This window comes from Streptomyces olivochromogenes (genome assembly GCF_001514115.1).
GTDB classification, from domain to species: domain Bacteria; phylum Actinomycetota; class Actinomycetes; order Streptomycetales; family Streptomycetaceae; genus Streptomyces; species Streptomyces olivochromogenes.
In genome coordinates this window covers 267,335-291,286 of the sequence record NZ_KQ948461.1, presented here as the reverse complement: position 1 = coordinate 291,286, position 23,952 = coordinate 267,335, and the positions used below count along the sequence as shown (strand labels likewise).

The 23,952-nt window shown below is 69.3% G+C and carries 18 protein-coding genes; 9 read left to right on the top strand and 9 right to left on the bottom strand.

What is annotated here, in order from left to right; all coding sequences use genetic code 11:
• Window positions 1–70 precede the first annotated feature (70 nt).
• Window positions 71–796, bottom strand: a complete 726-nt coding sequence (locus AQJ27_RS28820) for a GNAT family N-acetyltransferase (RefSeq protein ID WP_067374942.1) — start codon at window positions 794–796, stop codon at window positions 71–73.
• A gap of 18 nt (window positions 797–814) precedes the next feature.
• Here AQJ27_RS28820 and AQJ27_RS57955 point away from each other — a divergent pair, with 18 nt between their 5' ends.
• Together AQJ27_RS57955 and AQJ27_RS28815 are read left to right on the top strand one after the other, a co-directional pair.
• Window positions 815–958: a hypothetical protein gene (locus AQJ27_RS57955; protein WP_201264403.1), complete on the top strand. Its 144-nt coding sequence runs from the start codon at window positions 815–817 to the stop codon at window positions 956–958.
• A gap of 577 nt (window positions 959–1,535) precedes the next feature.
• Window positions 1,536–2,330, top strand: coding sequence for a polysaccharide deacetylase family protein (locus AQJ27_RS28815; RefSeq protein ID WP_067374940.1), 795 nt, complete (start codon window positions 1,536–1,538; stop codon window positions 2,328–2,330).
• Window positions 2,331–2,373: 43 nt separating this feature from the next.
• Here AQJ27_RS28815 and AQJ27_RS28810 read toward each other — a convergent pair whose 3' ends face one another.
• Window positions 2,374–3,462 carry a sugar ABC transporter substrate-binding protein gene (locus AQJ27_RS28810; RefSeq protein ID WP_067374938.1) on the bottom strand — a complete coding sequence of 363 codons (1,089 nt, stop codon included), beginning with the start codon at window positions 3,460–3,462 and terminating at the stop codon, window positions 2,374–2,376.
• Window positions 3,459–5,993 (bottom strand): SpoIIE family protein phosphatase, encoded by a 2,535-nt coding sequence (locus AQJ27_RS28805; RefSeq protein WP_067374936.1) that lies wholly within the window; start codon window positions 5,991–5,993, stop codon window positions 3,459–3,461. The genes AQJ27_RS28810 and AQJ27_RS28805 overlap by 4 nt, the downstream gene beginning before the upstream one ends.
• A gap of 181 nt (window positions 5,994–6,174) precedes the next feature.
• On the opposite strand from AQJ27_RS28805, the gene AQJ27_RS28800 reads away from it, so the two are divergent.
• From AQJ27_RS28800 to AQJ27_RS28785, 4 genes are all read left to right on the top strand, one after another.
• Window positions 6,175–7,263: a sugar ABC transporter substrate-binding protein gene (locus tag AQJ27_RS28800; RefSeq protein ID WP_067374934.1), complete on the top strand. Its 1,089-nt coding sequence runs from the start codon at window positions 6,175–6,177 to the stop codon at window positions 7,261–7,263.
• Window positions 7,264–7,301: 38 nt separating this feature from the next.
• Window positions 7,302–8,084, top strand: a complete 783-nt coding sequence (locus tag AQJ27_RS28795) for an ATP-binding cassette domain-containing protein (protein ID WP_067374933.1) — start codon at window positions 7,302–7,304, stop codon at window positions 8,082–8,084.
• Between the two features lie 5 nt (window positions 8,085–8,089).
• Window positions 8,090–9,382, top strand: a complete 1,293-nt coding sequence (locus AQJ27_RS28790) for a sugar ABC transporter permease (protein ID WP_067374931.1) — start codon at window positions 8,090–8,092, stop codon at window positions 9,380–9,382.
• 178 nt (window positions 9,383–9,560) lie between these two features.
• Window positions 9,561–11,681 carry a DUF1996 domain-containing protein gene (locus tag AQJ27_RS28785; protein WP_067374930.1) on the top strand — a complete coding sequence of 707 codons (2,121 nt, stop codon included), beginning with the start codon at window positions 9,561–9,563 and terminating at the stop codon, window positions 11,679–11,681.
• A gap of 126 nt (window positions 11,682–11,807) precedes the next feature.
• Here AQJ27_RS28785 and glpK read toward each other — a convergent pair whose 3' ends face one another.
• Window positions 11,808–13,322: a glycerol kinase GlpK gene (gene glpK / locus AQJ27_RS28780; RefSeq protein ID WP_067374928.1), complete on the bottom strand. Its 1,515-nt coding sequence runs from the start codon at window positions 13,320–13,322 to the stop codon at window positions 11,808–11,810.
• Window positions 13,323–13,364: 42 nt separating this feature from the next.
• Window positions 13,365–14,129 (bottom strand): IclR family transcriptional regulator, encoded by a 765-nt coding sequence (locus tag AQJ27_RS28775; RefSeq protein ID WP_067374926.1) that lies wholly within the window; start codon window positions 14,127–14,129, stop codon window positions 13,365–13,367.
• A 197-nt stretch (window positions 14,130–14,326) separates the two neighbouring features.
• Between AQJ27_RS28775 and AQJ27_RS28770 the strand changes: the two genes are divergently transcribed.
• Entirely contained in the window at window positions 14,327–14,752 is a 426-nt protein-coding gene (locus AQJ27_RS28770) for an ATP-binding protein (protein WP_067374924.1), read from the top strand.
• Between the two features lie 60 nt (window positions 14,753–14,812).
• Here the strand turns inward: AQJ27_RS28770 and sbnB are convergent, their stop codons facing one another.
• From sbnB to AQJ27_RS28755, 3 genes are all read right to left on the bottom strand, one after another.
• The gene (gene sbnB / locus AQJ27_RS28765) at window positions 14,813–15,847 is read right to left on the bottom strand and encodes a 2,3-diaminopropionate biosynthesis protein SbnB (RefSeq protein WP_067374922.1); all 1,035 of its coding nucleotides are present in this window, start codon (window positions 15,845–15,847) and stop codon (window positions 14,813–14,815) included.
• Between the two features lie 317 nt (window positions 15,848–16,164).
• A complete protein-coding gene (locus tag AQJ27_RS28760; protein ID WP_067374920.1) occupies window positions 16,165–18,729 on the bottom strand; it encodes a non-ribosomal peptide synthetase in 2,565 nt (854 codons plus the stop codon).
• 35 nt (window positions 18,730–18,764) lie between these two features.
• Window positions 18,765–21,404 (bottom strand): Pls/PosA family non-ribosomal peptide synthetase, encoded by a 2,640-nt coding sequence (locus AQJ27_RS28755; RefSeq protein WP_235613724.1) that lies wholly within the window; start codon window positions 21,402–21,404, stop codon window positions 18,765–18,767.
• A gap of 487 nt (window positions 21,405–21,891) precedes the next feature.
• Here AQJ27_RS28755 and sbnA point away from each other — a divergent pair, with 487 nt between their 5' ends.
• On the top strand, window positions 21,892–22,878 hold the full coding sequence (gene sbnA, locus AQJ27_RS28750; protein WP_067375108.1) for a 2,3-diaminopropionate biosynthesis protein SbnA: 987 nt from the start codon (window positions 21,892–21,894) through the stop codon (window positions 22,876–22,878).
• Window positions 22,879–22,942: 64 nt separating this feature from the next.
• On the opposite strand, the gene AQJ27_RS28745 is transcribed toward sbnA, so the two are convergent.
• Complete coding sequence (locus tag AQJ27_RS28745; RefSeq protein ID WP_067374918.1) at window positions 22,943–23,257, bottom strand: ArsR/SmtB family transcription factor; 315 nt, start codon at window positions 23,255–23,257, stop codon at window positions 22,943–22,945.
• A 120-nt stretch (window positions 23,258–23,377) separates the two neighbouring features.
• Here AQJ27_RS28745 and AQJ27_RS28740 point away from each other — a divergent pair, with 120 nt between their 5' ends.
• The gene (locus AQJ27_RS28740; protein ID WP_067374916.1) at window positions 23,378–23,797 is read left to right on the top strand and encodes an arsenate reductase ArsC; all 420 of its coding nucleotides are present in this window, start codon (window positions 23,378–23,380) and stop codon (window positions 23,795–23,797) included.
• Window positions 23,798–23,952 lie beyond the last annotated feature (155 nt).

The following is a 23,952-nucleotide window of genomic DNA, read 5'->3' as shown; positions in this document are numbered from 1 at the left end:
TCGCCCAGGCCGACCGTGCGACGCCGGTACGGGCGGCCCGAGAACGGCCGTCGACCGCTTCCGGACGATCTCAGCCGGCGATCTCCACGCTGAGTTGGGAGCCCAGCTCCTCGAAACCCAGTACGGCGGCGACACGCCTGGAGGCGGGAGGCCGCGCGCGCCATTGCGGCAGGAGCCCGGCAGCGAGGGCATGCGCGACCGCCGCCGAGCCCGTCACCCGCGCCAGGCCGCGTCCTCGCGCCTTTGGCGCCGTCAACACGCCGATGTGCGCGGTCCGACTCGGCCAGGCCCGGTATCCGGCAGCGGCAACCACCTGCCCGTGCTCTCGGACCACGAACACGGGCGACGTGATCTCGTCCAGTGCGGCCTCACCGGCGTCCGCACGGCCTGCCGCCCGCTCCAGAAGCCGCAGTTCCGGGTGACTGGCCGGCACTTGCTCCACCGGCGACGCACCGGCTTCCACCGGACGGAAGGCCTCCGGAGACAGGTACGACAGCGCTGCCGGCCCCAGCACCCGAGCCACGGGCAGCACCTCCCGGAGCGCAACGCCATCCACGACGTCTTCGACCGGCAGACCCGCCACCGCGTCGCGAACGATCACGGCGGCGCTGTCGCTCGGCACGGTCACGATCGCCGATCCGCCCAGGGCGACCACTCCGACCCAGCCGACCGGGCACATCCCGGACTCCGGGGAGACGACCACGTTCACACCGCCCGTCGGCGCGAACGACACCGGCACCCGGGCCAGGCCCTCCCACAGCCCACGGGCTCTGACCAGCAGCGGTTCCCTCGACATGACCCCCATCCTGCCAGCATGCCCCCCGCTCCGACGATCGCCCACTGGCGGGCGGCCGTGTCCGGCGTGAGCCCCGTGGAGATGTTGGTGGAGCGCCCGACGCTGCCGGGGACCGAGCAAGTGGCCCTCCGATGGGGCTACTTCGACGAGTTGGCGAGCTGAACCTGGGACGTCGAGCCCGGTCGCCCGATGACGGTTCATGTCTGCACGCCGGGCGACAGTGTGCGGCTGGTGCTCAACGGTGCCGAGGTCCCGGGCGGCGCCGCGAGTCCCGAGCGTGCCATGGCCACGTTCACGTGCCGTACGCCCCCGGCGAGTTGACTGCGGTCGCCGGTCGCGACGGCGAGGAGATCGGCCGAACGACGCTCGGGACGGAGGGCGCTCCGGCCGCGTTGCGGCTCGTTTCGGACGTCGAGGATCTCACCACGGGCCGCGTCACCCTCACCGCGAGCACACCCGGACCGCGGCCGGCGGCGCCCACGCTGACAGTCGGTCAGCAGCGAGCCCTGTCGGACCAGGTCAGCCGTAGCCCGGGCCGCATACCGGAGGCGGGGGTCCCCGTCACCAACACCGGGCTCAACGCCGCTCGTTCGGAGGACTTTTCCTGCGTGGTGTCGCCGCTCTGTCTCCGAATCCCCGCGGAATTGTCCGTGATCGGTAACGGACGCATCCCCCGGCGGTCCATCGCCGTCCTCACGGGTGCACGAGATCCACAAGGACGACGAGGAGTGGGGCGGACATGTCGCGGCATGGGGGACGGGGTTGGCACGGGCGGGTTCTCGCGGCGGCGGTCGGGGTGACGGCGGCGGCTGCCGCCACCTCGATGTGGACCGCGCAGGCCAACCCCGTCGAGGGGCAGCACACGCCGGCGGGCAGCTCGGCGCACTCCAGCGCGCCGAACGCCGGGTCCAAGGCTCCGGGCGGGAAGCCTGTGTCGGTGGACATCGCCCATGCCTCGGACCGCGGGGCCCGCGGTGTCAACATCACCATTGACGACGGACCGGACCCCACGTGGACGCCGGAGGTCCTCCAGGTGCTGCGGGACAACGGCGTGAAGGCCACCTTCTGCATGGTGGGCACCCAGGCCCAGGCCCACCCGGACCTGGTCAAGGCGGTGGTGGCCGCCGGGCACCGGCTGTGCGACCACACCGTCTCGCACGACACCACCATGGACAAGAAGTCCCAGGCCTACCAGTCCCAGCAGATCCTGGACGCCGAACGCATGATCACCCAGGCCTCCGGAGGCGTCCGGCCGCAGTACTACCGCGCCCCGGGCGGTGCCTTCACCCCCTACAGCCGCCAGCTCGCCGCCTCCCACGGCATGCGACCGCTCGGCTGGAACGTCGACTCCAAGGACTTCGAACACCCCGGCACGGGCGCCATCGTCGCGACCGTCAAGAGCGAGATCTCCAACGGCCCGACCATCCTCTTCCACGACGCCGGCGGGGACCGCTCCCAGACCGTGGCCGCCCTGCGTGAGGTCCTGCCCTGGCTGAAGCAGCAGGGGTACTCCTTCGGCTTTCCCGTGCGCTGAGTACCCGTCACTCTTCCTCTCAGCGGGGGGTGAGTCCGGCCTTTCAGCGGGTGAGTCCGGCCTTTTCACAGGCGGCCCGGAGCTCCGCGGTGCAGATCTCGTCGACGCTGTACATGCCGTCCTTGAGGAGCGTCGGTTTGATCTTGTCCACCGTCACCGCGCTCGGCGTGAGCAGGACGGAGGGGATGTTCCTGGTGGTGGGGCTGTCGGTCGTCGTCGTGGCGATCTCGCGGGGGTCCTCTCCGCGTCCCAGGGCGACGGCCATGGCGGCAGCCGCGTCGGCCTCCGCCTTGAAGGGTTTGTAGACCGTCATGTACTGCTCGCCCCTGACGATGCGCTGCACGGCGTCGAGGTCGGCGTCCTGGCCGGTGACGGGAGGAAGGTCCTTTACCCGGGCGCTCTTGAGAGCGGAGATGACGCCCGAGGCGATGGTGTCGTTGGCCGCCAGGACGCCGTCGATCCGGTCCGGGCCCAGGGCCGCCATCGCGGCGGACATGTTGGCGTGGGCGCTGTCCATGCTCCAGCCCTGGGTGTCGTACGCCCTTCCGATCCTCACCTTGCCGGAGACGACGGACAGGGCGCCGCTGCGGAACCATTCAGCGTTGGGGCTGGTCGGATCGCCGTTCATCATGACGACGTTTCCGCCGTTGGCCTTGTCGCCCATGGCCTTCAGGAGCGCCTCGCCCTGGAGCCTGCCGACCTGCGCGCCGTCGAAACTGACGTAGCCCGAGATCGGGCCTTCGGCGAGCCGGTCGTACGCGACGACCGGGACGCCCGCCTCGTGCGCCTCCTGGATCGAGGAGCGCAGCGCCCTGGTGTCGGTGGCGTCGAGGATGAGGACCCTGACCCCTTTGGTGATCATGGAGCTCATCTGTTGCCGCTGCCTCATCGCGTCGTTCTGGGCGTTGGCGTACTCCAAGGTGCAGCGGGGGCACAGTTGCTTCAGCCGCTTCTCGATCAGCGGCTTGTCGGACCGCTCCCAGCGAGGCACGGTTCGGCTCGGGAGCAGCAGGCCGACGGTGAAGCCGTCCTTGTCCCTCTCCTCTTCCATTTCCTCGCAGGCGGCGGCCAGGGACGTCGTCATGAATCCCGCGACGAGCACCGCGACGACGTGCCATGTACGGGTCCTCATGGCGGACCCCCTCGCTCCGTCCGGGGCCCCGCACCCGCGCGAGCCTGCTCGCAGTGCGGCACGACGAGCTCGCTCCACACCTGCTTGCCGCCGGCCACCGGCACGGAGCCGAAGGACTCCGACATCGCTTCGACGAGCAGCAGACCTCGGCCGCCGGTCTCGTCCCAGTCCACGATCACCGGCTTGGCCGGGGCACGCGGCGAGCAGTCGCTCACGCTGACCCGCACCCGGTCTCCGCGGAGCATCAGGTCGACGCGGACCGGGCCCTGAGTGTGCATGAGGCCGTTGGTGACCAGTTCCGACACGACCAGCAACGCCGCGTCGGTCACTTCTTCGACCTTCCACCGGCGCAGTGCGCGTGCGGTGAAACGGCGTGCGTGCATGACGGCGTCGGGCAGCCGCCACACCGCCCAGCCGGCCCGTATGGGTCGGGTCTTCATGCCGTCGTAGCGCAGCAGCAACAGCGCCACGTCGTCCTCACGAGGGTCGAGTTCGCCGAGCAGTTCGTCGGCCATTTCCCCCGGATCCGCCGGATCAGCCGCGGCGAGCGCGGTGCGGGTCCGGTCCATGCCCTCGTCCAGGGGCAGGTCGACGGCCTCGACCAGGCCGTCGGTGACCATGACGATCACCGTGCCGGGGGCCAGCGCGCAGGTGGTCATGGGGAATTCCGCGTCCGCGAGGATGCCCAGCGGGAGTCCGCCCTCGACCTGTACCTCCTCGGTCCTGCCGTCGGGATGGCGCAGCAGCGGTGCGAGGTGCCCGGCCCGTACGAACAGGGCGTTGCCCTCCTCCATGTCCAACTCGGCGTAGCAGCAGGTGGCGAACAGATCGGTCTCCATACCGACGAGGAGCCGGTTGGCGTGCGAGACGACCACGTCGGGCGGATGGCCCTCCACGGCGTACGCCCTGATCGCGGTGCGCATCTGGCCCATGATCGTCGCGGCTCCGGCGCTGTGTCCCTGCACGTCGCCGATGACCAGCGCCACCCGATCCTCGGAGAGGGCTATGACGTCGTACCAGTCACCGCCCACCTGCAACCCCCGCTTCGCGGGCAGATAGCGGGCGACGGCCGTCCCGCCGGGCAGCTCGGGCAGGCGCCGGGGCAGGAGACTGCGCTGGAGCATCGTCGCGAGCTCTTGTTCGGCGTCGTGCGCGCGGGCACGTTTGAGGGCCTGTCCCACCAGCGCCGCGGTGGCGGTCAGCAGGAACCGCTCCTCGGGGACGAACTCGTGCGGCTGGTCCCAGCCGACCAGGCACACGCCGGCGACCCAGCCCTTGGCGGGGAGCGGCAGGACGGCCAGACCTCCGGCGCCGATGCCCGCGAGTCCGGGCTCGAGGGCCGCGCCGGCGGACCACAGATCCATGCGTCCGTCCCGCAGAGCCATCTGCAGGGTGGGCAGGGCGCTGACCGGTGCGTCGGGCCACTCCGAACGCCACTCGGCACGCCACCACTGCGGCCAGGCGGCGGGCTCGGGCGGATCGAGCACGGTGACCGCGAGCCGGTCGTCCTGCAACTCGGCGAGCGCCACCCGGTCGGCGCCCAGCGGCTCACCCAGCGCGTTGACCACCACCCGGCTGACGTCACGGACCGTTACGGCATCGTCGAGTGCGGCAGTCAGCCACTGGATCCTGGACACGTCGTCGGCGCTCTGCCGCAGGACCGAGGTCGCCGTCACCACACCCACTACCTGCTCCGGCCGGCCGTCGAGGCCCGCCACCACCTGGCAGCTCAGGCTCAGCCAGCGCATCTCACCCGTCGGGCGGCGGACACGGAACTCCAGTTCCCGCCGGCCGACCGTCTGGGTGGAGGGCTCCAGGACCGACATCAGCGCGTGCATGTCCTCCGGGAGGGCATGCGCGAGCAGGGTGTCCGCCTTGCCGTCGAAGTCATCGGGCGTGATGCCGGCCAGTTCGAGCAGCGACTCGTCCGCCTCGATCAGGCCGGTGTCCGGCGTGATGACGAAGGAGCCGACGCACAGACTCCGCAGGGCCGGACTCAGCAGCGGAGGCGGAGCGGGCCGGCCGGTTCCCGTCCGGAGCACGGCGCCGACGGCGTCGGCGTACGGCTCCAGGAAGCGCCGTTGTTCGGTCTCGAAGCCGTCCGTCGAATCCCCCACGACGACGAGGCAGCCCAGCCGCCGGCCGTCCGTCCCGAGTGGCAGCGCGGCGAGCGACGCCTCCGGCCGCGGGGGCGTGGGCCCGCCCGTGGAGTAGGAGGCGAGTGCCGCGGGAGTCAGCCACAGTGGCCGGCCGGTGCGAAAGGTGTGCGCCGCGGGTGAGTCACCGGACAGTGGCAAACGCTCCGGCAGCCCGTACTCGCCACGGGCGCATCCGGCCGTTTCCACCAGGCGAAGCTCCTGATGCCCGGCACCGGGCAGATAGACCGCTGTCAGCGCCGCTCCCACGAACGTCAGGGCCCGCTCGCTCGTGACCGCCTCCGGCACCGGAGGCGGTGAACCGGTGCCGACGGCGTCGGCCTCGCATGCCCGTGGGTCCGAGACCCCGGTCCGGGCACGGCCTTCATGAGGCATGTCGGCGACCTACCTCCCGTCGATGCGTCAGGTGCCGACGGATGAAAATCAGGCACCCACACACCAGAATCGTATATGGGTATCAATAGGACATATTCCTCAGCCGGTGTCACACTTACGACGTGGTCGTCCTGCCACCGGGCCCTCGCCGCGCGAGGTGAAGGACAGGGAGGTCTCTCGCATGAAGGCCTGCATCCGGGGCGCGGCCGTCGTCATGACCGCGATCTCGACGGCCGTCGCTCTCACGGCCTGCGGGCACGACGCCGGGAGCAGCTCCGGCGGTGGCGACAACCTGAGGATCGGCCTGCTGCTGCCGGACGCCGCCACGTCCCGTTGGGAGACACAGGACACGCCACTGCTCACGAAGAAGATCACGGAGCTGTGCCACGACTGCACGGTCGAGCATGTCAACGCCAAGGGCGATGTGGCCACCCAGCAGGAACAGATGGACTCGATGATCACCAGAGGGGTCGATGCCATCGTGCTCGTGGCCGTCGACTCCAGATCGCTCGGCGTCGCGGTCAAGAAGGCCCATGCGGCAGGTATCCCGGTCATCGCCTACGACCGTCTCTCCGAGGGCCCGATCTCCGGTTATGCCTCCTTCGACGGCGAGGAGGTCGGCAGGCTCCAGGGCAGGGCACTGCTGAAGGCGATGGGCGCCAAGGCGCGCAGCGGCGAGATCGTCATGCTGAACGGCGATCCCAGCGATCCCAACGCGGCCGCGTTCAAGAAGGGCGCGCTGTCCGTGCTCAACGGCAGAGTGAAGATCGGCAAGGCGTACGACATCCTCCAGTGGCGGCCGGAGACCGCGAACCTCGACATGTCCGGCGCCATCTCCGCCCTCGGCGCCTCCACCATCCACGGGGTCTACGCCGCCAACGACGGCCTCGCCGCCGGCAGCATCTCCGCCCTCAAGGCGAACAAGGTCGCCCCGCTGCCTCCCGTCACCGGGCAGGACGCCGAACTGGGAGCCCTGCGGCGCATCGTCGCCGGCGATCAGTACATGACCGTCTACAAACCCTTCGGACCCGAGGCCTCCGCGGCCGCCGCCATGGCCGTGGCCGCGGCCCGCCACGAAAACCTCGACCGGGTCGCCACGGGCAAGGTGAGGATCCGCGACGGGAGGACGGTTCCCGCCACCATGCTCACCCCCGTGCCCGTGACCGTCGGCAACATCAAGAACACCCTGGTGAAGGACGGCGTCTACACGATCCGGCAGATCTGCACCCCCCAACTCGAGGCCGCATGCGGCAAGGCGGGGCTCACCTGACAGGCAGGTTCCGAGCAGGTCCGGGCCCCGGGAAGGAGATGGTCACCGTGCCGACTCCCCCCTTGCTGGCGCTGCGTGGCGTGTGCAAGCGCTATGGCGTCGTCGAGGTCCTCACGGACATCGAACTGGAGATTTACGCCGGCCAGGTCGTCGCTCTTCTGGGGGACAACGGGGCCGGCAAGTCCACTCTCGTCAATGTCATCTCCGGCGTCGCCCCCGCGGACAAGGGCACCATCGAGTGGGAAGGCCGGGCGGTCCCCATCAAACGCCCCCACGACGCCCGGGACCTCGGTATCGCCACCGTCTACCAGGACCTCGCGCTGTGCGGGAACCTCGATGTCGTCGGCAACCTCTTCCTCGGGCGCGAGATCCGCAGGTTCGGATTCCTCGACGAGGTGGAGATGGAACGCCGTACCAGGCACCTGCTGGAACGCCTGACCAAAGGTGTCCCCGATCTACGGGTCCCCACCGTCTCACTCTCCAGTGGCCAGCGGCAGACAGTCGCCATCGCCCGCTCGCTCCTGTGCGACCCGCGGGTTCTCCTCCTGGACGAACCGACCGCGGCTCTGGGATTCGAGCAGACGCGCGAAGTCCTGGACCTCGTCGACCAGCTGCGCGACCGCGGCCTGGGCGTACTGCTCATCAGTCACAACATGGGCGACGTCAAAGCTCTCGCGGACCGTGCCGCCGTGCTGCGGCTCGGTCGCAACAACGGCTTCTTCGACGTGAACACCGCATCTCAGGAACAGATCATCTCCTCCGTCACCGGCGCCACGGAGAACGTGCCCCACCGCATGGCCTCCCACGAGTCGAGGTGGTGAAAGGGATGCGCAGGACGGCGGACAACGCTCGGGCCCACCCCACCGAACCCACCGAACCCGACACCGAGGCCCCGCAGCCCAGCCGCGGGCAGGTCTTCGCCCGTGCCGTCGCCCGTGGCGTCGATCGCCAGGTCGCCGTCGCCCGGCGCAAGCTGAGCGCCGGCGAACTGGGCTCACTGCCCGTCGTCCTCGTCCTCGCCGCCGTCTGGATCACCTTCCAGTCCCTGAACCAGAGCTTCCTCTCGCCCCGCAACCTGTCCAATCTCAGCGTGGACGTCGCGGGCACCGGGCTCATCGCGGTCGGCATCGTCTTCGTCCTGCTGATCGGTGAACTCGACCTGTCGGTCGGCTCGATCAGCGGTCTCGCGGCGGCCGTCTTCGCCGTTCTCAACGTGAACAACGGCGTGCCCGAATGGCTTGCCGCCCTCATCGGGGTGCTCACGGGTACCGCGGCGGGAACCATCCAGGGCTTCTCCTTCGCGAAGACCCGGGTGCCGGCGTTCGTCGTCACGCTCGCGGGCCTGCTCACCTGGAACGGCTTCATGCTGTACATCCTCGGGGCCAGCGGCACCGTCAACCTCGACGAACACGGGCTCGTCGCCAGGCTGACCAGCTACTACTTCACCAACGACGCCGTCGCCTACGGCCTGGCGGCGATCGCCGCGGCCATGGTCTTCCTCGTGTGCTACCAGGACAGGCGGCGCCGCAAAGCCGTCGGCATGCCGTATCGCTCGCTGCGGGGAATCGTGACACGCACCGGAGTACTCGCGGTGATCGCGTTCACCGGCGCGTATCTGCTCAACCGTTTCCAGGGCCTGCCACTCGCCCTGCTGATCTTCCTCGCCGTGGTGGCCGGCCTGGACATCGTGCTGCGCCGCACGCACTACGGGCGGCAGATCTACGCACTCGGCGGCAGCGTCGAGGCAGCCCGCCGCGCCAGCCTCAGTGTCACGGGGGTGCAGACCGCGGTGCTCGCGATCTCGGGCACCATGGCCGCGATCGGCGGTCTGTTCCTGGCCTCGCGCATCACCTCGGTGAGCCAGAGTTCGGGCTCGGGCGTCCTGTTGCTCAATGCCATCGCGGCAGCCGTCATCGGGGGCACCAGCCTGTTCGGAGGACGCGGCACGACCTGGTCCGCCGCGCTCGGCATGCTGATCATCCAGTCGATCGCCTCGGGCATGGCGCTCACGGACACCCCCGCTGCCGTCCAGTTCGTCATCACGGGCGGGGTGCTCTTCGCCGCGGTGGTCATCGACTCGCTGTCGCGCCGCTCGCAGAAGGCACACGGGCGGGCTTGACGGGTGCTGGCCCGGGATCGGCGTGGCAGGTTTGGCCGCGAGCTACGAGGCTGCTGTGAATTCGTGCGGCGTTTGAACGCTACCGGGCCCGCCTGCGTATGGGACGGGGGATTTCCATGCCTGGCCTGCCACGGGACGTAGGAGTACACACGTGAGACGCAACACGCGCAGACGCCCCATGGGTGCACAGCGTGCAACTTTTGCCGCAGCCGCGCTGATACTGGGCGGAGGAGGGCTGGTAGCGGTCAATGTCTACGCTTCAGCGACCGAGAGCGGCTCGGCCGGTGCGCCCGGTCAGGCGAAATCGAGCAACCAGACCTGGGCACCGGGTGCCGCCACGATCGACTGTCCGGACGTGGGCAGCAAGCTCGCCGAGGTGCCACAGCAGGCGAGGGCGGAGGTCGACAAGGAAATCGCCCTTCTCGACCAGCAGGTCTCCGAGGCGTACGCACGAATGACCTCGGAGCAGCAGGCCAAGGCGCAGGACGCGGACTTCGTCCAGAACGCGATCCTCGGTCCGCTGAAGGAGAAGCGGGGCGCGGTCATCGACCGCATCAAGACCGACTTCAAGAACGCGGGCGCCGAGGCCCCGAACTCGCTCGACGATCTGGCCACCTGCACCGCGGTCCCCGCGGACCAGACCCAGAACAACGGCGATGGCCAGAACGGCAACGGCCAGCAGCAGAACAACAACGGCGGCCAGCAGGGCGGGCAACAGGGCGGCGGCCAGCAGGGCGGCGGCGCGAGCGCCGCCAGCGGCCCCGTCGCAGCGGACTTCGTCGACATCACGACGCTCCAGCCGAACGTGCCGCAGAAGCCGGGCAACGGCGGCAACGCCTCGACCGGCACGTTCACCAGTGCGTGCGGTGTGAACGCCAACAAGAAGTTCAACACCGACAACGTGATCGTCGCCCCCGGTGTCACCAACGGCGCCCATCACCTGCACGACTACGTCGGCAACCAGTCGAACGACGCGTTCGCCACGAACGACGATCTCGCCAACGCCGAGACCACGTGCCAGAACCAGGGCGACAAGTCCACGTACTACTGGCCGGTGCTCCGAGTGCAGGACGGTACGCAGGAGTTCGACGCCGACAAGAACGGCGGCGGCCTGGAGGGCAACGTCGGGAAGGTCCTGCAGGCCAAGCAGGCGCAGATCGAGTTCGTCGGCAACCCGCAGAGCAAGGTCGTCGAGATGCCGACGTTCCTGCGCATCATCACGGGCGACGCGAAGGCGTTCACCAACGGCCCCGCGAACGCCAACGCCCACTGGAGCTGCACCGGCTTCGAGGACAAGGTGCAGCTGACGGACAAGTACCCGATCTGTCCCCAGGGCAGCAGCGTGGTGCGGTCGTTCGCCTTCCAGAGCTGCTGGGACGGTCAGAACATCGACAGCGCCAACCACCGCACGCACGTCGCCTTCGCCGACGCCAACGGCAACTGCGCGGGCGGCTTCAAGGCGATCCCGCAGCTGACGATGCGCCTGATCTACGACGTTCCGACGCCGACCCTCGAGAACGGCCAGGTGAAGAACCCGTACGCCGTGGACGGGTTCCCGGAGCAGGTGCACAAGGCGATCACCGACCACGACGACTTCATCAACGTCTTCGACGCGTCCCTCATGCGGGAGATGGTGGACTGCATCAACGCCGGGCGGCAGTGCGGCGACGGTGCCGGCGGAGGGGCCGGCGGCGGTGACGGTGGCAATGGCGGTGCTGGTGACGGCGGCGCCGGTAACGGCGGTGCTGGTAACGGCGGTGCTGGTAACGGCGGTGCCGGTACGGGTGAGCCGTCGCAGGACGAGCCGTCCCCGAGTCCTGACGCCTCGTCCGGCGGCAACGACGCGACGGCCTCCGCGACCCCCACGGACACGCAGACCGCGCAGCCTCCGGCCAATACGCCCGGCACCACCGAACCGACGCGCGGCGGCCAGACCACCGGCAGCGGCAGCGGCAGCGGCCACACTGTCGTCGTGCCCAAGGCGGCCACGTCACCCTCGGCCGCGGCGAGCGACACGGCCGCCGCACCGCAGGGCGGCGCGCACGAGAACCACGGCAGCGAAGCGACCCACCGCGCGCAGACGCCGGCCGCGGGCGCGGGCGCCCCGTCCACGCAGGCGACAGCGCAGGACACGCCGCAGGCAGGTTCGCAGTCACAGTCGCAGTCGCAGACCGAACCTCAGGCGGTCACCGGCGATCTGGCCGAGACCGGCACGAACCTCTGGCCGGCCGCGGCCGGAGGGGTTCTCGTGATCGCGGGCCTGGTGCTCCTGCGCCGCATCCGGCGCAGCTCCGTATAACAACCCCGGGCCGCACACACCGCGCCGCCCGTACCCGCACGCCGCGGGTACGGGCGGCGCGGTGTTGCGCCGTTCCCGGCCACCCACCGACGGGCACTCCGGCGCGCGGCCGACGTCACCCGGGAATCACCTGGGCCTCGGCGGTCTGATCCACCCCAGCGACCGCTCGACGGCGCGCTGCCAGTTGCCGTATTCCAGGTCCCGCCGCGCGGGGTCCATGTCCGGCAGCCACTGGGCGGCCCGGTGCCAGTTGCGGCGCAGCACTTCCAGGTCCGGCCAGTAGCCGGCGGCGAGCCCCGCGGCGTAGGCCGCGCCGAGGGAGACCGTCTCGGCGACCATGGGCCGCACCACGGGCACATCGAGCACATCGGCCACGAACTGCATGAGCAGGTTGTCCGCTGTCATGCCGCCGTCCACCTTGAGTTCCTTCAGCGGGACCGAGAAGTCGGCGTTCATGGCGTCGACGACTTCGCGCGTCTGCCAGCCGGTGGCCTCCAGGACGGCTCGGGCCAGGTGTCCCTTGGTGATGTAGGACGTGAGACCGACGATGACACCGCGTGCGTCGCTGCGCCAGTGGGGTGCGAAGAGACCCGAGAACGCGGGGACGATGTAGCAACCGCCGTTGTCCTCGACCGTCCGCGCGAGCGTCTCGATCTCCGGCGCGCTGTTGATCAGTCCCAGACGGTCACGGAACCACTGGACCAGCGAGCCGGTGACGGCTATCGATCCCTCCAGGGCATAGACCGGGGGCTGGTCCCCGATCTTGTAGGCGACGGTCGTGAGGAGTCCGTGCCGGGAGCGCACGAGATCGGTACCGGTGTTGAGCAGCAGAAAGCTGCCCGTTCCGTACGTGCACTTCGCCTCACCCGGTGTGAAGCAGGTCTGGCCGAACAGGGCGGCCTGCTGATCACCGAGGGCCGCCGTGATGCGGACCCCCGGGAGGACCGAGCGGGCATCCCCGTAGCCCTCGGCCGAGGACCGGATCTCGGGCAGCATGGGGCGGGGAACCCCGAAGAACTCCAGCAGCTCCTCGTCCCAGGTGAGGGCCCGGATGTTCATCAGCATGGTGCGACTGGCATTGGTGGCGTCGGTGATGTGCAGGCCACCTTCCGCGCCCCCGGTGAGGTTCCAGATCAGCCAGGTCTCCATCGTGCCGAACAGCACCTCGCCGTCCTTGGCGCGTTGATCCAGTCCGTTCACATGGTCGAACAGCCAGCGGATCCGCGGTGCCGAGAAGTAGGTCGAGGGGGGCAGACCGCAACGCTCGAGAAAGAACTCGTCCCCGGGCCGGTTTCTCAGGTCCTCGACGAGCGGCGCCGTACGCGTGTCCTGCCAGACGATCGCCCTGCCCAGCGGCGCACCCGTCCGCCGGTCCCACAGCACCGTCGTCTCGCGCTGATTGGCGATACCGATGGCGGCGACCTCACCCGCGCCGACACCGGCGTCGGAAAGCGCCTCGGGCATGATGCGCCGCAGATTGCGCCAGATCTCGACGGCGTCGTGCTCGACCCAGCCGGGCTTGGGGAAGTGCTGCTGATGCTCCCGCTGGACGACCGACACCAGCCGCCCGTGGTGGTCGAACAGAATGCATCGGGTGGAGTTGGTGCCCTGATCGATGGACATCACATACCGTTCAACCATGATCCGGTCTGCCTTCCGATGTGTCGAGGAGCCGGGGTTCTCCTAGCGTGCTGCTCCCAGATCTCTGGAGATCGCCCGTGCGGCCTCGCGGAGCAGGGTGATCAGGTTCGGCCGGGGACGGCCGTGGCTGTCGCAGATCCTCTCGACCGGGCCGGAGAGACCGACGGCACCCACGACGAGGCCGCCGTGCCCCCGGATCGGCGAGGCGATAGCGGCTTCTCCCATGCTCATTTCCTGGATCTCCGCGGCCCAGCCGACTTCCCGGACCTGGGCGAGCGCCCGGGTGATTTTCTCCGGTACGACCAGGGTGTGCCGGGTGTAGGCCTCCAGCCCGGCTTCCGAAGCCGACTCGAGGGACGCGGTCCCGTACGCCAGCAGCACCTTGCCCAGCGAGGAGGCGTGCAGAGGCAGCAGCGAACCCACGTCCAGGGTCTGGAGGGTGTCGTCCGGCCGGAACACGTGGTGGATCACGAGGACCTGGCCCTCGAAGGGGGTGCCCAGGCGGACCGCTTCCCCACTACGGGCGGCCAGGGCATCGGCCCAGTTGATGGAGCGCGACCGCAGCTCGTTGATGTCGAGGTAGCTGGTGCCGAGGTGCAGCAGCGCCGCGCCGAGCTGGTACTTTCCGGTCGACGCGTCCTGCTCCACGAAATCCACGTGCTGGAGGGTGCGGAGAATGCCGTGCGCCGTGCCCTTCGCCAGCCCGAGCGAGGCCGCCACCTCGCCGAGCCCGAGTCGACGGGGCCCACCAGCGAGCAGACGCAAGATCGCCGCCGCCCGTTCGATCGACTGGACTGGGCCGGCCATGAGGCGAGCCTAGTACCGCCACGGAGGGTTCGCTGTACGTGCAGGCCACCGCCGCACCACCAGGTGAAGGTGAGCGTTCGGTAATGGCGACCGCCGTTCATTGACCGTCCCCACTTCGCTTCCTACCGTTCACTCAGGCCCGGCAACGCGCGCTGAGGCTCGGCGACCTGCCGACAGCGCTCACCGGAGGAGAAGACATGGCGGCACAGCTCAATACGATGCTTCGGGAGGCGGTCGAACACGTCGGTCCGCTCCCCCACGTCGCCGAGGTCGTCTCGGCCGTACGCCGGCGCGTGAAGGCGGTCCTCGCCGACTGGAACGTGTCCTGCGAGATCGCCGAGGACTGTCTCCTGGTGGTCTCGGAGCTGCTCACCAACGCGATCGTCCACGCCCTGCCCCCGGCGGAGCTGCGGCTGTCCTGGGTGCGGGCCGAGGGGCTCAGCACGCTGCGCGTCGAGGTCACCGACGCGGGATCCGCGCTTCCTGCCGGACAGTCGCCCCCCGGAATAGATCCGGACGAGCACGGCCGGGGCCAGGAGATCGTCCACGCGCTGGCGACTCGGCACGGCATACGTGTCCACTCCGGCGGAATCACTCGGTGGGCCGATCTCGTCGCTCCCTGAGAGCACACCTCTCGTGGGCGGGAACGCGTGCCTCGCTCCATGTGAAACGAGCTCCGCCGGTCAGCCGTGTCGGCTCAGGTCGTGGAAGAAGTCCTCGATGACGTGAAGGTGCCCGGAACGGGCTGTCTCCTTGTAGACGTATGTGCCGACGGCGAGATCGAGCACACCGAGTCCGAAGGGTGAGAACACCAGGGGCCGGTCGGTGGGTGGTGTCACTCGGCCGGTCATGACGTCGGCGAGTGTTCCGTGCAGGAAGTCGCGGTTGCCGGTGAGCTGCTCGGCCAGATGGGGGGACGTGTCGGCCTTGAGGCAGTGGTCGACGTCGTCGACGATGTTCGCCGAGGCGAGGATGATCTCGGGTGCGAGGTCCCGCAGGGACACATGCAGGACCAGGGGGTTGTGGTCGAACCAGGCCGGGTCGCCGATGTGCGGCTCGCCCGCGATGGTGGCGAAGACGACGAGGTCGCTGGAGCGGATGACTGCCTCGGCACTCTCGTGCACGGTGACCTGTCCCGCGGCGTCGCTCTGTCGGACGTGATCGCGGAAACCGGCGGCGCTGTCGACGGACAGGTCGTGAACGCCGGTCTCCTCGAAGGACCATCCCAGGGCGGTCAGGAAGGTGTGGATGTAGCGGGCGATCAGGCCCGTGCCGATGAACCCGATGCGGGTGGGGCGCAGCCGGCTGCGGGTGAGGTGGTCGGCGGCCAGCGCCGCCGACGCGGCGGTTCTGGTGGCGCTGATGATGGAGCTTTCCAGGCAGGCGAAGGGGTAGCCCGTGTCATGGTCGTTGAGGATCAGGACCGCGGAGGCCCTGGGGATGCCGGCTTGGACGTTGTCGGGAAAGCTGGAGATCCATTTGATGCCGTCCACGGGCGCCGGTCCGCCGATCGAGGCGGGCAGCGCGATGATCCGGGCGGTGGGTCGGTCGGGGAAGCGCAGGAAGTAGGACGGGGGGTTGACCGACTCTCCGGCGGCGTGCAGGTGATACGTGGCCTCGACCAGGTCCACGATCTGCTTCTCCCGGTCCTGAAGGGCGTGCTGGACCTGGGCGCCGGAGATCACTGCGAAGGTCGGCACGAGGTGCGGCTGGGACATGACGGGCTCCAGTGCGGTGGAACGGACGGTGGTCGGTGGTCATACGGCGCTCACCTCACCGGTCGGCGGCCATGCGGCCCGGCGCCCTCCGAAACGGGTGTTGAAGGGCAGTCCTTCGGCGCCGTAGACGTCGATGAGGTACTCGCGGATGGGCCGGGGGCCCGAGGGTGTAGCTCAGTTCGTGCGGGATGCACATCGGCTGGTTCGGCGGCACGCCGAGGAGGAGTACACGCCCGGGGTGCAGGTTCGCCTCGATGAGGGGCGCCGGGGGCGCGTACGGCATGGTGCTGTTCCTTTCGATGTCGGTCGGACGGAGGTCAGTGGCGGGTCGCGTGGCGTTGGGGTCCGTGGTCGACCAGAGCGGCGAGGTCGGTGAGGACCGGGTGTGCGGTGACGTCCTTGAGGGACACCGCGCGGTCCAGGGCGATGGCGAGCTTCACCGCCGAAAGGGAGCTGCCGCCGCGGTCGAAGAAGTGGTCGCGGCGTCCGATCCGGTCCTGCGGGACGCCGAGGACCTTCGCCCAGGCGGCCGCCAGGCGCTGCTCGGTCGGTGTGGCCGGTGGCTGGTGCTCGTCGTCGGTGGTGGCGGGTTCTTCGGCGAGTGCCGCCAGGGCCTTCTTGTCGATCTTGCTGTTGGCGGTCAGCGGCAGGCTTTCGCGCCAGTGGAAGGCCGACGGGACCATGTACTCGGGCAGTGACTCGGCGAGCCGGTCGGTGAGGGTCCCGGTGTCCAGGGGCTTCGGGCCGGAGTAGAAGGCGACCAGGTGCTTGCTCCGGTCGGCGCGTTCGACCGTCACCACCGCGCCGTCGCGGACACCGGGGAGATGGAGCAGGGTGTTCTCGATCTCGCCGATCTCGATCCGGAAGCCGCGGATCTTGACCTGGGCGTCGCGGCGGCCGAGGAACTCCAGCTTTCCCGAAGGGTGCCAGCGGCCGTGGTCGCCGCCGAGGTAGAGCCGTGTGCCTGCGCGGTGCGGATCGACCAGGTAGGAGGCCCGGGTGAGTTCGGGGTCGTTGACGTAGCCGCGGCCGACGCAGACGCCGGAGAACGCGATCACGCCCGGGGCGCCGAGCGGCACCGGGGTGAGGTGCTCGTCGACGACGTAGACGCGTACGTTGTTGACCGCGCGGCCGAGCAGGATGCGCTCCGGCGCCCGGTCCATGACCTCGTGGTTGGTGTCGTCCGAGGTCTCGGTGAGCCCGTAGGCGTTGACCAGCTTGATTCCGGGCTGGACGGCGAACCAGCGCTCGGCGAGTTCCTTCTTCAGTGCCTCGCCGGTGACCGACACGTACCGCAGGTCGGGCAGCGGGCGGGGGCGTTGTTCGAGCTCCGTCAGGACGGCTTCGAGGTAGGAGGGCACGACCTGGAGGACGGTGGCCTCGCCGTCGGTGAGGGTGTCGAGGAAGCGGGGTACGTCGAGGATGACGTCCTGTGCGACCAGCAGGGTCCGCCCGCCGACCAGCAGTGCGCAGACCAACTGCCACAGGGAGATGTCGAAGCACTGGGGCGCGGTCTGGGCGACCACGTGTCCCTCGCCGACCTGGAGGTCGTCGATCTTGGCGTAGAGGTGGTTGAGCATGCCCGCGTGCTCGCACATCGCGCCCTTGGGCTCACCGGTGGAGCCGGAGGTGAAGTAGATGTAGGCGAGCTGGTCGGGCGTGACCGGGATGCCGAGATCACCTTCGGGGTGGTCTTCCGCGTAGGCCGTGTCGACGAGGAGCCGCTCGGTTCCGGGAAGGGATTCGAGGGCCCGGTCGAGGGTGGTGGTGCTGCCGGGTTCGGTCAGCACCAGCGTGCATGCGGCGCGGGAGAGGGTGGCGGCGATGCGTGCGGCCGGGAAGTGCGGCTCGATGGGGAGGTAGGCGCCTCCGGCCTTGAAGACCGCGATGACGGCGGCCAGCCAGTCCAGATTGCGTTCGGTCACCACCGCGACGACGTCTTCGCGGGCGAGCCCGCGGGCTACCAGGGCGCGGGCGAGCCGGTTGGCCCGGGCGTTGAGCTCCGCGTACGTCCACTGCCGGTCGGCGTGCACGGCGGCGACGGCGTCCGGATGCGTCCGCACCCGGTCCTCGAACAGCTCGTGCATCCGCGCATCGGGCAGTTCCCGGTCCGGTCCGGCCAGTCGGTCGAGCTGGAACCGCAACTCCTCGGCGGACAGCAGGCTCTGGTGTGTGTGCTCGGCATCGGGGTCGGCGGTGATCAGCGCGAGCGCGGTCAGGTGGTAGCCGGCGATACGGGCGGCGCCGTCCGCGTCGAGCGCGTCGGTGCGGTAGCGCAGCCACAGTACGAGCCGCCCGTCGTGGTGACGGACCCCCACCCGCAGTGCGGTGTCCTCGGTGAGGGCTCCGTCGATCGCGACGGGACCGAGGACGGTCTCGGTAGGGTTGAAGTCGGTCTCGGTGAGATCGAAGTCGGCCTCGGTGAGGTCGAGGACGGTCTCGAACAGCGGCCCGGTCAGGCCCAGTTCGCTCTTCAGAGCCTCGATGTCCTCGGCCGGGACGTCCTGGTGTGCCGCCAGTCCGGTGGCGACCTGGTGGGTGTGGTGCAGCAGCTCGCGCCAGGAGACGGGTGCGGTGGTGAGCCGGCACAGCAGCGGGCTGCCGCCCCGGGCGACGTATCCGGTGGTGATCTCCCGCTCTCCGGACAGGGCCGCGAGCACCTTGGCGTGCGCGGTCAGCAGGAGCGAGGGCAGAGGTAGCGCCAGCTCCGCCGACAGTCGGCGCAGCCCGGTCACGGTGTCGTCGGGGACCTGTGTCTCGTACTCCCCCACGCCGGGCACCGGCTGAAGGGTCCATCGTGGGGCGGGGGTGAAGCCGCCGGCTGTCAGTACGCCGCGCCAGTATTCGCGGCCGGTCCGACTGGGACTCACATGTGTTGTCATCGGATCTTTCCTCTGCTTGTCGGCGGTGCGCGGTGTCAGAGACCGCGAGCCGGGGCGGCCTGGGTGGCGTGGGGTTCCTTACCGGCCTCGACCTGGGTCTTGTGGTCCGGCATCTCCCGGGCAGGGTTGCCTCCCCACTGGGCGTGCGAGGGGATTTCCTCGCCCTTCATCAGGAAGGAGTCGGGGGCCAGCGCGGCGCCGTCCGCGATCGTCACGCCGTAGTGGACGAAGGAGCCGACCCCGAGGGTGCAGCCGTTGCCGAGGGCGCTGCGGTCGGACTTGAAGGCGCCGTCCTCCTGCGAGTGGCACTGGACCACGGTCCCCGCGTTCAGCGTGCTGTCGTCGCCGATGGTGACGAGGGTGCGCTCCGGGAAGAAGCAGCCGTCGTCGAAGACCCGCTTGCCGATCCGGGCCCCCAGCAGCCGCCAGATCACGTTCTTGAACGGGGTGCCGTCGAAGGCCTGGATGTAGTGGACCGAGGCCATCTTCCAGAAGCGTTCGTGGCGCCAGAAGGAGGGTTCGTAGATCGAGCAGTACAGCGGCTTCTGGGGCTTGAATCCGGTGGAGGCCCGCTCGACGAGCGCGAAGTGGACGACGGTGTACATGAGGGTGAGGACACTGGCCAGTGCGATCGCCGGTGCGCCGAACGAGGGGTAGAGGTCGACCGCGACCATGGTGATGAGGGTGATCACGAACAAGTGGATCAGCCGGGCGAGCAGGTACAGGCCGGCGGTCGCCGCATTGTGCCTGTTCTTTGCGGACAGGCGGCGACGCAGTTCGTCGCCGGTCTCGAGGTGGTTGAACCGGTTGTCGCGCATCACCGTGCGCGGGATCTCGAAGCTGGGTGAGCCCAGCAGGCCCACGCCTTCGCGCACGGGTCCGTCGATGGGGACCATGACCTTCGTCGCGAGCAGGCAGTTGTCTCCGGTCCTGCCGTGCGCGGGGTAGGCGATGCGGTTTCCGAGGAAGTTGTGCGGTCCGATCGACGTGCGGGACACGCGGAAGGACGTGCTGGAGAAGTCGGCGTTCATGATGGACAGTCCGTCGGCGATCATGGTGCCGGTGCCGACCGAGCTCAGGTACGGATTCTCGTGCTGCACTTCGGTGCCGAAGTTCGACCCGGTCTGCTGGACGCGGGACAGGTCGTATCCGAGGTAGCGCAGATAGTGGACGATGCCGGAACTGTCGCCGAAGAGCGTGGTGAGGGACTTCCTGTTGGTCATCACGGCGATCGCCCGCTGAATGCCGTAGTGGAAGCCGTACAGCGGATAGACCTTGCCGGGTTCGACGGCCCGGCTCAGAAGACGCGGCACGGTGACCACGACGAGGAGGCCGGCGAGCAGGGATCCGAAGAGGAGGACCACGGAGGCGATGAGGGCATCGACGTAGAACGCCGGGCTGGTCATCGGCTGCGGGTTCAGGAGCGTCTGAAGCTGCGGGAGACCCGTGAGCAGGGCGGTCACGCCGCCCAGCGCCAGCGGCAGGTACACCGTCAGCAGGCTCAGCAGCTGTACGACGCCGTACGCGGTCCTTTTGGCGGTGGGGCAGTCGGCGGGGGCGACCCTCCGGTAGTCCACCTCGGTCGGCTGCGCGGGGGAACCGTGTCGGCGTTCGCCGGCGGGCACCACCTGGCCGGTGTGCAGGGAGGAGGCGTGGCCCAGCTGGGCGCCGTCGCCCATCGAGGTCTCGATGTCGAGGACCGTGTGCTCGCTGACGAGCACGTCGCTGCCGAGGGTGACCGGGCCGGTCTGGATCACGCCGGAGTGGGCGCGGTAGCAGGACAGCAGCACGTCCTTGCGGATGATCGTGCCCTCACCGACGGTGAGCAGGTCGGTGCAGACCGGGATGGTGTGGGAGAGGATCGTGACGCCCTTGCCGATCCGTGCCCCGAGCGCCCTGAGGTAGAGCACGTAGAGCGGTGAACCGGCGAACAGACGCACGGGGCTGGTGCGGATCAGCGTCTTGACGACCCAGAAACGCAGGTAGGCCATGCCCCACAGGGGGAACTCCCCGGACCGCCAGCGGCCGACGAGCGTCCACTTCACCACGATCGGGAAGGCGCACAGGCCGAGGAAGCCCGCGCCGCCGAGCAGGACAGACCGCAGGTAGAGGTCGAACAGGCCCGATCCCGCGGAGATCCACTGATGACCTTCCTCGGCGGCCAGGGCGACAAGGCAGGAATAGCCCAGGAAGATCAGGAACTGCAGCACTCCACAGACGATGTAGCGGCGTGTACGAGCCGCCGCCCGTGCCTCGGCCCGCGCCGTCCCCTCGGCCGATGCCCGTACGTCGGTCGGTGTCCGCACCGGTGACGGCGCCTCCGCGGACGGGGACGGAACGGGGGCGGCGGTGGGCGCGGGGGTGGGAACGGCGTCGACGAGCGCGGTGGCCAGGCTCCGGATGGTGGGGTGACGGTAGATGTCCTTCATCGACACCGCCGGCATGTCCCCCCGCTTCCTGACCCGAGCGCAGAACTGGGCCATCACCAGGGAATCGGCACCCAGGTCGTTGAAGAAGTGGCTGTCGACCGGCACCTGCTCGACGCGCACGACGCCGGCCAGCACGTCGGCCAGAAGCCTTTCGGTGTCGGTCGCCGAACCGGCGTCCCCGCCGTCCTGGAGGGGTGGGATGGCGGCCGGTTCGGCCGTCAAGACCTCCACGGATTTCTCTAGCACGTGAGCTCCTCGATGACGTGTCATTCAGCGTCGGTCGGTACGGACGGATTCGCGATGTCCGCGCCTCTCCAGTAGGCCCGGCCGGGGGCTTCGTGTCCTGCCCCTGCATTTCGGGGCTTGACGAAGCACATGGGTCTTGATAGCCCGGCCATTTTGCCTGTCACCGCCCCGCGATCCGCTGCTTTCCGTGCGCGTCGCGCAGGCTTACGACCACGCCTCACAGGGACCCGCTCGCTCCGCGGGAAAATCGCCCGGGAATTGCGCTGAACGGCCCCGACAGGCCAGGTCACAGCCGTTCTTTCACGAAGAGAGCGCGTGTCAAGTCCCGAATTTCGGTGGCATGACAGGGCGTCCGGATTCGGGCGTACTGGAGTCGTTCCGGCGACTCGCGACTCGCCGCTCCGAATTCCTCTCCGGGCCGCACCCGGACGGATCAGCGGCAGGAAGACCGGAAGACAATCCCACCCCCGCAGTGAAGGAGACGACCATGCCCGTCATATCCGTCCCCCAGGACTTCAACGAGGACGATCTCTTCGTCGACCTTGAGGGAATCTTCGGGCACCCGCTGTTCCTCAAGTGCGAGGGCTTCAATTTCGCCGGTTCGATCAAACTCAAGGCCGCCACCGAAATGGTCGAGGCCGCCGAACGCGACGGCCTGCTGACGCCGGACTCGGTTCTGGTCGAGTCGTCCTCGGGCAACCTGGGCGTGGCCCTGAGCATGATCGCTGCCGCCAAGGGCTACCAGTTCCTGTGCGTGACCGACGCCCGCTGCAATCTGGCGACCCGGCTGATGATGGAGGCCCTGGGAGGCCAGGTCCACGTCATCACCGAACCCGACCCCGTCAGCGGCTTCCTCGGCGCGCGCATCGACCACGTCCGCGCGCTGTGCGCCTCCGAGGACCGCTATGTGTGGCTCAACCAGTACACCAACCCCAATAACGGCATGGCCCACTACCGCAAGACCGCACCGGCCATCGCCCGGCAGTTCCCGGACCTGGACGTCCTGTTCGTCGGGGCCGGCACCACCGGGACCCTGATGGGCTGCGCGCGCTACTTCCGCGCATGGCACCGCCCGGTGCGCATCGTGGCCGTGGACAGCGTGGGCTCCGTGACGTTCGGGGGCGACGCCGGTCGGCGGATGATTCCCGGCCTGGGCGCCAGCAGACGGCCGCCGATGCTGGACGAGTCCTATGTGGACGATGTCGTGCGCGTGGCGGAGACCGACACCATCCGGGCCTGTCACCGGCTGGCCGGGCGCGGGTTTCTGTTCGGCGGGTCCACCGGCACGGTGGTCAGCGGCGCGATGGAGTGGCTGGCCCGGCACGAGGGGCGGGAGTTGACCGCGGTGGCCATCGCCCCGGATCTGGGTGAGCGATACCTGGAGACCATCTACCAGACCAACTGGGTGCAGGACCTGTACGGCGAGGACGCCGTCGACTCCCAGGCGCTGGCCGGCGCGTCCCGGGCGGCCTGACCCCATGTCCGTTCAGCGCCCCGCAACCGGGGAAGAGAACCGGGGGAAAGACACTGACGGCAGGTCAGGGGCAGGACCGCTTGGTGTTGTTCTCGGCGGTGGTGCGCGCGGTTTCGGCGAAGTCGGCGAATCGACCGGCGAGGGCGGCGAGGGCATCGGGTCTGAGCCGGTAGTAGACGAACCGGCCGCACGGCTCCGTCTCCACGATTCCGGACTCGCGCAGCACCTTCAGGTGGTTGGAGAGGTTGGTCTGCTTGGCACCCGTCTCCGCGATCAGGTGCGTGGTGCAGAGCGTCTCCCGCGCGAGGAGGGTCACGATCCGGAGCCTGAGCGGGTCGGCCAGGACCCGCATCAGATCAGCATCGGCTGACGTCAGCATGGACTGATACTGTCACATCACCCGAGGCTGATACGAGTTCCGGCCGACACCGATCAGGGTTCGCGCACTCCGGGCCGACACTCACCCCCGCACGACCCGTTGACCGCGAAAGAAGTACCGATGTCTGCCACTCCGCTCGCCTCCGTGCTGTTCGTCTGTGTGCACAACGCCGGGCGTTCACAGATGGCGGCCGGCTTCCTTTCGCATCTCGCGGGCGACCGGATCGAGGTCCGCTCGGCGGGCTCGATGCCGGGCGAGCAGGTCAACCCGGCCGCGGTCGAGGCCATGCGCGAGGTCGGCGTCGACATCGCGGGCCGGCAGCCGAAGCTCCTCACCACCGAGGCCGTCCGGGCGTCCGACTACGTGATCACCATGGGCTGCGGCGACGCCTGCCCGGTCTTCCCCGGCAAGAGGTACCTCGACTGGGCCCTGGAGGACCCGGCAGGCAAGGGTGTGGAGTCCGTGCGCCCCATCCGGGACGAGATCAAGGCCCGTGTCGAGAACCTGATCAGCGAGATCGACGCCCGGCAGGAGACGTGAGGCCGTCGGTCCTCCCCTCCGGCTTCGCGTGGATCGTGGCTCCGTCTCATTCGAGCGGGACGTAGGGTTCACGGTTGGTGAGGGAACGTGCACACAGTGGACCGGAAGTCCCGGCGCGTCGGTGACGGGGCCGTCGGACGACGGGGAGACGCAGT

Excerpts from the sequence above, each read along its gene's own strand:
- AQJ27_RS28820 (WP_067374942.1), bottom strand. The coding sequence starts at position 796 with ATGTCGAGGGAACCGCTGCTGGTCAGAGCCCGTGGGCTGTGGGAGGGC.
- AQJ27_RS57955 (WP_201264403.1), top strand. The coding sequence starts at position 815 with ATGCCCCCCGCTCCGACGATCGCCCACTGGCGGGCGGCCGTGTCCGGC.
- AQJ27_RS28815 (WP_067374940.1), top strand. The coding sequence starts at position 1,536 with ATGTCGCGGCATGGGGGACGGGGTTGGCACGGGCGGGTTCTCGCGGCG.
- AQJ27_RS28810 (WP_067374938.1), bottom strand. The coding sequence starts at position 3,462 with ATGAGGACCCGTACATGGCACGTCGTCGCGGTGCTCGTCGCGGGATTC.
- AQJ27_RS28805 (WP_067374936.1), bottom strand. The coding sequence starts at position 5,993 with ATGCCTCATGAAGGCCGTGCCCGGACCGGGGTCTCGGACCCACGGGCA.
- AQJ27_RS28800 (WP_067374934.1), top strand. The coding sequence starts at position 6,175 with ATGAAGGCCTGCATCCGGGGCGCGGCCGTCGTCATGACCGCGATCTCG.
- AQJ27_RS28795 (WP_067374933.1), top strand. The coding sequence starts at position 7,302 with ATGGTCACCGTGCCGACTCCCCCCTTGCTGGCGCTGCGTGGCGTGTGC.
- AQJ27_RS28790 (WP_067374931.1), top strand. The coding sequence starts at position 8,090 with ATGCGCAGGACGGCGGACAACGCTCGGGCCCACCCCACCGAACCCACC.
- AQJ27_RS28785 (WP_067374930.1), top strand. The coding sequence starts at position 9,561 with ATGGGTGCACAGCGTGCAACTTTTGCCGCAGCCGCGCTGATACTGGGC.
- glpK (WP_067374928.1), bottom strand. The coding sequence starts at position 13,322 with ATGGTTGAACGGTATGTGATGTCCATCGATCAGGGCACCAACTCCACC.
- AQJ27_RS28775 (WP_067374926.1), bottom strand. The coding sequence starts at position 14,129 with ATGGCCGGCCCAGTCCAGTCGATCGAACGGGCGGCGGCGATCTTGCGT.
- AQJ27_RS28770 (WP_067374924.1), top strand. The coding sequence starts at position 14,327 with ATGGCGGCACAGCTCAATACGATGCTTCGGGAGGCGGTCGAACACGTC.
- sbnB (WP_067374922.1), bottom strand. The coding sequence starts at position 15,847 with ATGTCCCAGCCGCACCTCGTGCCGACCTTCGCAGTGATCTCCGGCGCC.
- AQJ27_RS28760 (WP_067374920.1), bottom strand. The coding sequence starts at position 18,729 with ATGACAACACATGTGAGTCCCAGTCGGACCGGCCGCGAATACTGGCGC.
- sbnA (WP_067375108.1), top strand. The coding sequence starts at position 21,892 with ATGCCCGTCATATCCGTCCCCCAGGACTTCAACGAGGACGATCTCTTC.
- AQJ27_RS28745 (WP_067374918.1), bottom strand. The coding sequence starts at position 23,257 with ATGCTGACGTCAGCCGATGCTGATCTGATGCGGGTCCTGGCCGACCCG.
- AQJ27_RS28740 (WP_067374916.1), top strand. The coding sequence starts at position 23,378 with ATGTCTGCCACTCCGCTCGCCTCCGTGCTGTTCGTCTGTGTGCACAAC.